This is a genomic window from Ideonella sp. P3_A4 (genome assembly GCF_056403075.1).
The window spans coordinates 1-544 of sequence record NZ_JBFUGE010001367.1; the positions used below are offsets into that span (position 1 = coordinate 1).

Sequence of the window (544 nt, forward strand, 5' to 3'; positions counted from 1 at the left end):
CTGCAGGCCAGCGTGTGGAGCGACAACATCAACCGCGCCCACCGCGTGGCCCGCGCGCTGCGCGCCGGCACCGTGCACGTCAACCAGTACGACGAAGACGACATCACCGTGCCCTTCGGCGGCTACAAGCAAAGCGGCAACGGCCGCGACAAGTCGCTGCACGCGTTCGACAAGTACACCGAGCTGAAGACCACCTGGATCCGGCTGGACTGACGGCGTTCGTGGCGCGCTGCCCGCAGCGTCGCCAAATTCAAGTGGCGTGCGCGGATCCGGCTGAAGCCGGTCCGCTGCGCCAACCCCCTCGGGGGCAGGCCCCCGGAGGGGCCGTGGGGGCCTCATGACAATTGACTTGCAGCAGCGCCTTGCCGCGCAAGGCGTGCACACCGTGCTCGCCCAGTTCACCGACATGCACGGCGTGGCCAAGGGCAAGTACGTGCCTTTGGCCAAGCTGGGCGAGCTGATCGAAACCGGCGCCGGTTTCGCCGGCCCGTCGATCTGGGGCACGGCCTTGCCGCGCACCGGCGCACGGGCCGAGTACTACGCG

The 544-nt window shown here is 69.1% G+C and carries 1 protein-coding gene and 1 pseudogene; both read left to right on the plus strand.

What is annotated here, in order from left to right; genetic code table 11:
• Positions 1-213, plus strand: a 213-nt coding sequence (locus AC1DYI_RS38040; protein ID WP_477209215.1) for an aldehyde dehydrogenase family protein, incomplete at its 5' end; no start/stop codon positions are given.
• Between the two features lie 124 nt (positions 214-337).
• A pseudogene (locus AC1DYI_RS38045) lies at positions 338-544 on the plus strand (type III glutamate--ammonia ligase); the annotation flags it as partial.